The sequence below is a fragment of the Streptomyces sp. PH10-H1 genome (assembly GCF_030063355.1).
In the GTDB taxonomy this organism is placed as follows: Bacteria; Actinomycetota; Actinomycetes; order Streptomycetales; family Streptomycetaceae; genus Actinacidiphila.
This window is the reverse complement of the sequence record NZ_JASISZ010000052.1, coordinates 54914-63858: the sequence shown is the minus strand read 5'-3', so window position 1 is coordinate 63858 and position 8945 is coordinate 54914. Positions and strand designations below refer to the sequence as shown.

The window sequence follows — 8945 nt, the reverse complement described above, 5'->3', positions numbered from 1 at the left end:
GTTTCGGTGGTCATAGCGTTAGGGAAACGCCCGGTTACATTCCGAACCCGGAAGCTAAGCCTTTCAGCGCCGATGGTACTGCAGGGGGGACCCTGTGGGAGAGTAGGACACCGCCGAACAATCATTGGCCGTAGGCCCGGGATCTCTGATCTCGGGCCTACGGTTTTTTTGCGTTGCGATGCTGCCCGGGCGGCTGACACGATCGCCGGATGGGATACGAGATACGCGCCACTCGACCCGGCGAGTGGCAGAAGAGGAAGAAGCTGCGGCTGGCCGCGCTTCAGGACCCGGCAAGCAGCGTGGCCTTCGTCAACACCTATGAGACGGAAGCGGCGTTCCCGGAAGAGGTGTGGCAGCGCAGAGGGACCACACCGGGGTTCGTCGCGGTCGGTGAGGCCGGCGAGTGGGTGGGGTCGGTGACGGTACTGGTCGAGGTGGGGGCGGCGTTCCCGGTGCCGCAGACCCACCTCGTCGGGGTGTACATGCGGCCGGAGGGCCGGGGGAACGGGCTGTCCGAGAGGTTGCTGCGGGCCGCGGTCGACTGGTCGTGGGAGCTGCCGGAGAAGATCGGCCGAGTGCGGCTGTGGGTCCACGAGGACAACGCCCGGGCGCAGGCGTTCTACACGCGGCTCGGGTTCACCAGGACCGGCGAGACCATGGCGTTCCCGCTCGACGAATCGCAGACCGAGTACGAGATGGAGCTGCCGCGCTTGTCGTGACCGGCAGGGTGCACCGGGTACGAGTGGTCCTGTCGCGCCCATGATCGGCCGGACAGGCCCTACGCGATGCGCGCCAGGTCGGCCGCGCTCACCTCGCCCAGCAGACGCCCACCCCGGGTCCACCGCTCGACTTCGTCGACGGCGTAGGCGCCGAGGCGGCGGATCTCGCTGCCCTGGCAGCCGGCGATGTGGGGGGTGACCAACACGTTGGGGAGCCCGAGGAGCGGGTGGCCGTGGGGGAGCGGCTCGGGCTCAGAGACGTCCAGATAGGCGTCGAGGCGGCCGGTGGCGCATTCGCGGACCAGGGCGTCGGTGTCGATGAGCCGGCCGCGTGCGGTGTTGATGAGGGTGGAGCCGTCGCGGAGCAGGGCGAGTCGCCGGGCGTCGAGCAGCTGGTGGGTCTCGGGCAGGTCGGGGGCGTGGACGGTGACGATGTCGGAGGCCCGGCACAGGTCGTCCAACTCCATGAGCTGGACGCCGAGTTCGGCGGCCGTCGCGGGGGAGACGTAGGGGTCGGCGAGCAGGATGCGATAGCCGGCGGGCGCCGGTGCGAGGCGGGCGATGACGCCACGGCCGATGCGGGAGGCGCCGATGACGCCGATGGTCGCGCCGTCGCCGCCCTGGCGCTCGCCGAAGCCGGGCACGTCGCCCCTGGCGTATTGGGCGGCGGTGCCGAGCGTGCGGCGGGCGGCCAGCACGATGGTGGCGAGTGTGAACTCGATGACGGGCCCCGCGTTGGCGTCGGCGGCGGAGGAGACGGTGATTCCGCGCTGCCAGACGGCTGGGTGCACATGGTGTTTGACGGTGCCGGCGGCGTGGACGACGGCGCCGAGCCGCGGGGCGGCGGCCAGTACGTCCGCGTCGATGGGCGAACAGCCCCAGCCGGTGATGAGCAGATCGGCCGCGCCGAGCGCCGCACGGGCCGCGGGCGTGCCGAAGCCGCTGGTGAGGAGGTCGGGGTGGAGCCGTACGCAGTTCTCGAGCCGGGCCCGTAGATCGGCCGGAAGCACCGCGTCGACTACGTCCGCGCGCATGGCCAGGACTGCGGTCGGTCGGTCCGCCATGACATCCCCCACGAAGTAAACGGTTACTTGATGTTGCACGGAGGCTAGAGCCGTGAGCCCTGCAGGTCAAGAACCCCAGTGGTTCAAGGTCTTGACCTGACGTAGTAACCGGTTTAGTTTCCTCCCACCTTGACCGTCAGGGAGGACGCGATGGCGATAGCCGACCGGGGCACCACTGACCGCAGCCATGCGGCCGTCGCGCCCACCGGGCCCGATGAGCCCGCTGTGCCCGATGGGGATGTGGGAGGGCCGCGCCCGGACTCACGGTGGAAGCGGTTCCGCAAGGACCGGGTCCTTCTGCTGCTGATGCTGCCGGGGCTGGCGTACTTCCTGCTGTTCCACTACGGCGCGATGGCCGGCAACGTCATCGCGTTCAAGGACTACGTTCCGTTCGACGGACTGTGGGCGAGCCAGTGGATCGGGCTGGAGAACTTCCAGCGGATGTTCCAGGACGGCGACTTCTGGGCGTCTGTCGTCAACACGGTGTGGATAGCGCTGCTGCAGCTGACGTTCTACTTCCCCGTCCCGCTCGCACTCGCCATGCTGCTGCACAGCCTGACGAGGGACAGCGTCAGGCGTTTCGTGCAGAGCGTCGCGTATCTTCCGCACTTCCTGTCCTGGGTCATCGTCGTGGCGCTCTTCCAGCAACTGCTGGGTGACACCGGCCTGCTGAACAGCGCGCTCGGCGACGCCGGGCTGCACAGCGTCGACATCATCGGCAACCCTGACGCCTTCAAGCCGCTGGTGGTGGCACAGGTGATCTGGAAGGACGCCGGCTGGGGGACGATCATCTTCCTCGCCGCGCTCGCCCAGGTCGACGAGCAGCAGTACGAGGCTGCCGCGATCGACGGCGCCGGACCGTGGCGGCGCTTCTGGCATGTGACGCTGCCCGCCGTGCGGCCCATCGTCGTGCTGCTGCTGATCATGCGGCTCGGCGACGTACTGTCCGTCGGCTTCGAGCAGATGCTGCTGCAGCGCCCGGCGGTGGGGCCGGAGGCGGCGGAGATCATCGACACCTTCGTCTACTACAAGGGCATCATCGGCGGCGACTTCGGATTCGCCGCCGCGGCAGGGCTGTTCAAGGGCCTCGTCGGAGCCGTGCTGGTCTATGCGGCCAACAAGATCGCACATCGTCTCGGAGAGCAGGGGGTGTACCGATGAGCGCCGTCCGCCCCAGCTGGATGGAGAGGCCGCGGCCGGTCACGCGGGCGGCGAAGGCCGTGGCGCTGGCGGCAGTCGTGGCGTTGGTCCTCGTCCCGTTCCTGATCATCGTCTCGACCAGTCTGGCCTCCAACCAGGAGGTCGTGGACAACGGCGGCTGGGTGCTGTGGCCGCAGCACCCGACCCTGCGCGCCTACCGGCAGATCTTCGACGGCGGGATCGTCGGGCATGCGCTGTGGGTGAGCGCGGGCGTGACGGTGGTCGGTACGGCGATCAGCCTCGCGTGCACGATCGGACTGGCCTACGCGCTGAGCCGCCCCGGCGTCTTCGGCGGCCGGCCCGTGCTGCTGCTGATCCTTTTCACCTTCCTCTTCCCGCCCGGCATGATCCCCGGCTTCCTGCTGGTCAAAGGCCTGGGGATGCTCGACAGCTACTCCTCGATCGTCGCGCCCGTGCTGATCAACGTCTTCAATCTGGTGGTGCTGCGCGGGTTCTTCCAGTCGGTGCCCGAGGAGCTGTACGAGGCGGCCCGGCTCGACGGGGCGGGGGACTGGATGGTGCTGCGGAAGATCGTTCTCCCGCTGTCCAAGGCGGCGCTCGCCGTCGTCGGGCTCTTCTACGCGGTGTCGTACTGGAACGCCTGGTTCTATGCGTCGATCTACCTCAACTCCGACCACTGGCCGCTGCAGCAGGTGCTGCGGACGTATGTGATCAACGGCGCGCAGATCGCCGACACCGGGGTGAGCGAGGCGGGCATGGTGTCCGCGCCGCAGACGATCCAGATGGCGGTGCTGGTGGTGGCCACCGTGCCGATTCTCATCGTCTATCCCTTCCTGCAGAAGTACTTCACCAAGGGCGTGCTCACCGGCGCCATCAAGAGCTGAGCCCACCGGGCTGAGTCATCAAGAGCTGAGCCGTCGCAAGCAGACGTTTCTCGGCCGACACCATCACCGACTTCCGGAAGGACACCTCCGTTGAGTTCCTCGTCGTTCTCGCGGCGTACCCTGCTGCGCTCGATCGCTGCCGGTGGCGCTGCCCTCGCGGTCCCGTCCGTACTCACCGCCTGTTCGTCCTCGCCCTCGGGCGGGCACGATGTCTCCAATGCCGGCAAGAAGCTGACCCCCTGGCCGGCGCACCTCCCCTTCCAGGGGCCGACGCCCGATCTGCCGGGCTCGGCCAACGGGGTGCAGGCCGGATTCACCTCCTACCCCAAGGACTTGGTGCAGGCGGTCGCCGCCAAGCCGGGCGATGGCAGCACCATCAAGGTGTTGACCATCACCTATGGGACACCGCCCAAGGCGGCGGCGCAGAACACGTTCTGGACGGCCGTCAACGAGGCGCTGGGGGTGAAGATCGAGTACACGGTCGTCCCGGACTCGGACTACCCCAACAAGATGGCCACGCTGATGGCCGGCGACGATCTGCCGGACATCATCAACATCGGCGGCGGCTATGTGCTGCCCCGGGAGGCCGAGTTCGTTCAGTCCAAGTGCGCCGACCTGTCGGAGTTCCTGTCCGGCGACGCCGTCAAGCAGTATCCGAACCTGGCGAACATCCCCACGTACGCCTGGCAGGACATGGGCCGTATCGGCGGCCGGATCTTCGGGGTACCGGTCGAGCGCTCCAAGCCCGGCAACCAGTTGTGGGTCGACAAGACCCTGTTCGACGGGGCCGGCATGAAGGAGGGCTGGAGCGCGGACGACTTCCTGGCCGTGACGAAGGCCGCGACCAAGGGCAGGACGTACGCGCTCGGCGCCTCGCAGCAGGGCGTCTTCGGCCTCAATGTGCATGTGACGGCGCATGGGGCGCCGTACGAGTGGAAGGTCGAGGGCGGCAAGTTCACCGACGCCTACGCCACCCCCGAATTCCGAGCGGCCATCGAGTACATGGCGAAGCTGTGGGCGGCGGGCGTCTATCAGCCGAACGCCTCCGCGACCTCGCAGGTGGACCTCAAGACGCAGTTCTACAACGGCACCGTGGGCTCGATGACGGACGGGTTCGGCGCGCTGATCAGCAACATCCAGGGCATCAAGGGGAAGTTCGAGCTGGATGCCGCGCTGCCGTACAGCGCGGGGAGCGGGAAGCCGGCGATCCAGCAGGCGCGCAACATCTTCGGGTACACCGTGCTGAAGAAGGCGTCGAACGACCGGATCAAGCTCATGCTGCGGGTGCTCGACCACCTCGCCTCGCCGTTCGGCAGCAAGGAGTACGAGCTGCTGCACTTCGGCATCGAGGGCACCCACTTCACGCGCGGCGCCGACGGGTCGCCGAAGCTGAACGAGCTGGGGCTGCTCGAGGGCAACACCAACCTGCCGTTCAAGTACCTGTGCGACGCACCGCAGGTGCTCTTCATCCCCGGTCAGCCGGGAGCGGTGAAGATCAACCACGCGTGGCAGGTCAAGGCCATGCCGCTGATGGTCCGCAATCCGCGCTTCGGACTGCAGTCGGCGACGCTCAGCCGGGTCGGCGCCAACATCGACCAGTATCTGAAGGACAGCGTCATGAGCATCGTGGCCGGGCGGAAGCCGGTCAGCGAGTGGGATTCGGTGGTCAAGAAGATGCGCAACGACGGGCGCGACAAGATGGCCGACGAGCTCGCGAGGGACTACGCGGCCAACATCTGAGCCCTGACCCTGAGCACGGGTGGGGAGCGCGCTGCCGCCGGGCAGGGGCACGACTACGCTGGGCGGCAGCGCGGGGCGGGTGTACGTGGGGCGGGTACGCGGCAGGAGACGGCCGGTAGCGACGAAGCACGGAATCGGACGGCGGGCATGCGGGCATGACGGAAGCAGCTTCACGGGCCGGCGGTCAGCGCCGGGTCACCATCCGGGATGTCGCCGAACGGTCGGGCGTGTCGGTCGCGACGGTCTCGCGCGTACTGGCGGGGAACTATCCGACGTCGGCGGCGGCGCGCGCCAAGGTGCTGCGGGCGGTGAAGGACCTCGACTACGTGATCGACGCGCGGGCGCGGGCGCTGGCCGGCACCGGCCCGAAGACCGTGGCCGTCATCGTGCAGGCCGTCGACAGTCCGTTCTATGCCGAGGTCGCCCAGGGCGTGGAGCAGGAAGCGGCCGCGCGCGGCCGGCTGTGCCTGGTGTGCAGCCACGGCGGCGACATCGCACGGGAGCTGGCGCTCGTCCAGATGATGCGCGAGCAGCGCGCGGAGGTCGTGGTGCTGGTCGGCGGCGCCGTCGAGGACGAGCCGTACCGCACCCGGCTGAACGAGTACGCGCACGCGCTGTCCGCCGCCGGGTCCCGGCTGGTGCTGTGCGGCCGTCCGGCGCCCACGCCCGACATGCCGGTGCTCGTCGTGGAGTACGACAACGAGGCGGGCGCGTACGCGATCACCAGCCATCTGCTCTCCGCCGGGCACCGGCGGATCCTCTTCCTCGGCCACATCACGGGTCACAGCACCTTCGAGCCGCGGATGGCGGGGTACCGCCGCGCGCTCGCCGACCACGGTCTTCATCCGGAGTCGGCGCAGATCTCCGGGTCGGGCCTGGGACGGGACAACGCGTACGCGGTGGTGCGGGCCATGCTCGCCGCGTCCGGTGGCACCGCGGAGTTCACGGCGGTGTTCGCGGGCGACGACCTGGTCGCGGCGGGTGCGATGGCCGCGCTGCGCGATGGGGGACTGCGTATCCCCGAGGACGTCTCGGTCGTCGGCTACAACAACGAGCGTTTCTCGCAGGACCTCAACCCGCCGCTGACGACCGTGCACATCCCCTCGTACGAGCTGGGCCGCGAGGCGGTCAGGATCGCGCTGTCCGAGGACGCCTCGGCAGGGCAGCGGCAGCGCCGCCACCTGCTGGGTACGCACATCGTGGTGCGGGAGTCGGTGGGGCGGGCACCGCGGACGTAGTGACGGCCCCATGGGCATCGCCCAGTTGGTCGGGTTCGGTTGGTCGGGTTCGGTTGGTCCGGCTCGCTTGGTCCGGCTCAGCCGAGCCGGACCGAGTCCGGGATCTCGTCCGCGATCACGCCGGCCGTGTCGCCCAGCGACAGCCGCACGTCCGCCTGCTGCCACACGGCGGACCGCCAGCGGTCCCGCGCCTGCTCCGGCGAACGGAACACCGCGAGCACCGGAAGCCCTGCGATTCTTCCGGTGGCCAGCAGTTCGGGCAGCTCCGGGATCGGGGCCAGCGCCGCGATGTCATCGAGGACGAGGGTCATTGGTGGGTCGAGCCGACCGGCAGATGACCTCGCAGCCATGGACCGGCCGTGCTCGACCACGCTCGATACGAGTGCGGTCAGCAGGGGCATCGCACCCGGGCGGGCTCGTGGATCCTCGATCGCTTCTCCCACCACGTAGAGGCTTCCCCTCTCGGCGACGAACGACTCCAAATCCAGTGCACCGACTCGACCCGGATTGCAGGCGTCCCGGATATGGATCGAGTTGAGACACTCCAACCCCCGGTGGATGAGCGCCTGTGCGGCGTCACGCCGTTCGGGATGGGCGTGCAGTATGGATTCCAGCTCACCGCTCCACCCGGGCGCGGCCGTCCGCGCCGTACGCAGGATCCGCACCGCCTCGCCGCCCGCGGCCCCGCCCGCCGCCCAGCGGTGCACCTGACGGAACGGCAGGCCGTCCACGCCCGCGGCGTGCAGCCAGCAGCGCAGCAGCGTTTCCGCTGCCGCGAACGTCATCGAGTCCAGGCTGCTCGTGGGCCGCAGCGGCGCGAGCAGCGCGGCGGCGCGGGTCGCCGCTTTCGCCGAGTCCTCACAGCCGGTGTGCGGGGCCCAGCGCAGCCGCCCCGGAATGTCGATCAGGTGCGCCGGATCAAAGACGGCGACCGGGCCCAGCTTGCTGCGGTTGCCGACGGTCCGGTGATACGTCTCCGCGTCCGCGGTCGTGACGATCACCGGGCCGGTGGCGTTCAGGATCGCGGGCTCGACAGCCCGCTTGGCCTTGTCGCCCCTGGACGCCGCGAAGAGGGCGTACGTACGGCTCAACTCCGCGCCCGCCAGCGGATCGCCTGCGGCGGGCTGTTCCCCCCCGGCTGCCCCGGGCCCTGCAGGCCCGCCGGCGAACGGGGGCTGCGCCCCGTACCCACCAGGGGCGGGGGAGTTGGCGTAAGCGGGCGCGCCGGCCCCTGACGGGGCCGAGTACACGCCGGCGCCCGGAGGCGCCAAGTGCGCGCCAGGGATCCCGTGCTCGCCGTACCCACCGGGGGAGGGAAACCCTGGGACGGGCCGCACTGCATAGCCCGAGGGGCCAGGGGAGTTGACGCCAACCGGCGCACCCGGCGCGGGCGCACCGGCCCCTGGCGGGGCCGCGGGTGCGCCGCCGACTCCGAGCGCTCCGTAGCCGACTGGAGCCGCAGGGAGGACGGGTTGGCCCGCAGCGTCGTGCCCCTGCGGCGCCATCTGCGCGCCGGGCGGGGGCTGGGCTCCGTACCCCACCGGTACAGGAGCGCCGGGGTGAGACGGCGTCGTCGCCCCCGGCTGGGGCGGTGTGTGGTAGCCCTGGGGCGCCGCGGGGTGGGTCCCGTTGTCCGCGGGTGCGGCGGAGGCCTTGCGTCCGCCGTTCGAGGGGCGCCGTAGGTCGGCGTCGCGGGGGCGGGGGACGGGGCTGGGGTCCTTCTCCAGGGGGACGGACCCGTCGGTGGTCCCCGAGCGCGCCGCACGGCGCCTGGCTCGGACGACGCGGTAGCGGGTAAGGACGCCGATGAGGAAGACGGTGAGGACGAAGAGGATCATCAGCTGGCCGATGAAGATGCCCCAGAAGAGCCCCGAGCCCGGGAGTTCCAGGGGCGGGGACTCCGGCCAGGCGCCGGGGATGTCGTGCGGCCGGCCGATGAGGTGACGCATTGCCAACGGGGTGCGGGTGAAGTGCACCGCGGCGGGCCACCGGCCGTGGGCGAGCAGGCCGGCGACGCCGGTGGCCGTCCAGACCATGATGGTCATGCCCAGCAGGAAGCCGAGGATTCCGAGGATCAGCCCGTCGGGGACGCCGCCCTCGGTCTGCCGTCGGTCGGGCTGACGTCGGTCCGCTGCCACG

7 protein-coding genes and 1 rRNA gene are annotated in these 8945 nt (G+C 70.0%); 6 read left to right on the top strand and 2 right to left on the bottom strand.

Annotation, left to right across the window (positions count from 1 at the left end):
* Nucleotides 1–2 precede the first annotated feature (2 nt).
* Together rrf and QMK24_RS27375 are read left to right on the top strand one after the other, a co-directional pair.
* Nucleotides 3–119: ribosomal RNA gene (gene rrf, locus QMK24_RS27380) — 5S ribosomal RNA — on the top strand.
* Nucleotides 120–209: 90 nt separating this feature from the next.
* Nucleotides 210–719, top strand: coding sequence for a GNAT family N-acetyltransferase (locus QMK24_RS27375; RefSeq protein WP_283469458.1), 510 nt, complete (start codon nucleotides 210–212; stop codon nucleotides 717–719).
* A 59-nt stretch (nucleotides 720–778) separates the two neighbouring features.
* On the opposite strand, the gene QMK24_RS27370 is transcribed toward QMK24_RS27375, so the two are convergent.
* On the bottom strand, nucleotides 779–1783 hold the full coding sequence (locus QMK24_RS27370; protein WP_283469457.1) for a hydroxyacid dehydrogenase: 1005 nt from the start codon (nucleotides 1781–1783) through the stop codon (nucleotides 779–781).
* Nucleotides 1784–2089: 306 nt separating this feature from the next.
* Here QMK24_RS27370 and QMK24_RS27365 point away from each other — a divergent pair, with 306 nt between their 5' ends.
* From QMK24_RS27365 to QMK24_RS27350, 4 genes are all read left to right on the top strand, one after another.
* Nucleotides 2090–2944, top strand: coding sequence for an ABC transporter permease (locus QMK24_RS27365; RefSeq protein ID WP_283469462.1), 855 nt, complete (start codon nucleotides 2090–2092; stop codon nucleotides 2942–2944).
* Nucleotides 2941–3828, top strand: coding sequence for a carbohydrate ABC transporter permease (locus tag QMK24_RS27360; RefSeq protein WP_283469456.1), 888 nt, complete (start codon nucleotides 2941–2943; stop codon nucleotides 3826–3828). Before QMK24_RS27365 ends, QMK24_RS27360 begins: the two co-directional genes overlap by 4 nt.
* A gap of 90 nt (nucleotides 3829–3918) precedes the next feature.
* Nucleotides 3919–5568 carry an extracellular solute-binding protein gene (locus tag QMK24_RS27355; RefSeq protein ID WP_283469455.1) on the top strand — a complete coding sequence of 550 codons (1650 nt, stop codon included), beginning with the start codon at nucleotides 3919–3921 and terminating at the stop codon, nucleotides 5566–5568.
* 155 nt (nucleotides 5569–5723) lie between these two features.
* Nucleotides 5724–6806: a LacI family DNA-binding transcriptional regulator gene (locus QMK24_RS27350; protein ID WP_283469454.1), complete on the top strand. Its 1083-nt coding sequence runs from the start codon at nucleotides 5724–5726 to the stop codon at nucleotides 6804–6806.
* A 77-nt stretch (nucleotides 6807–6883) separates the two neighbouring features.
* On the opposite strand, the gene QMK24_RS27345 is transcribed toward QMK24_RS27350, so the two are convergent.
* Complete coding sequence (locus QMK24_RS27345) at nucleotides 6884–8944, bottom strand: TraM recognition domain-containing protein (protein WP_283469453.1); 2061 nt, start codon at nucleotides 8942–8944, stop codon at nucleotides 6884–6886.
* Nucleotide 8945: the final 1 nt, after the last annotated feature.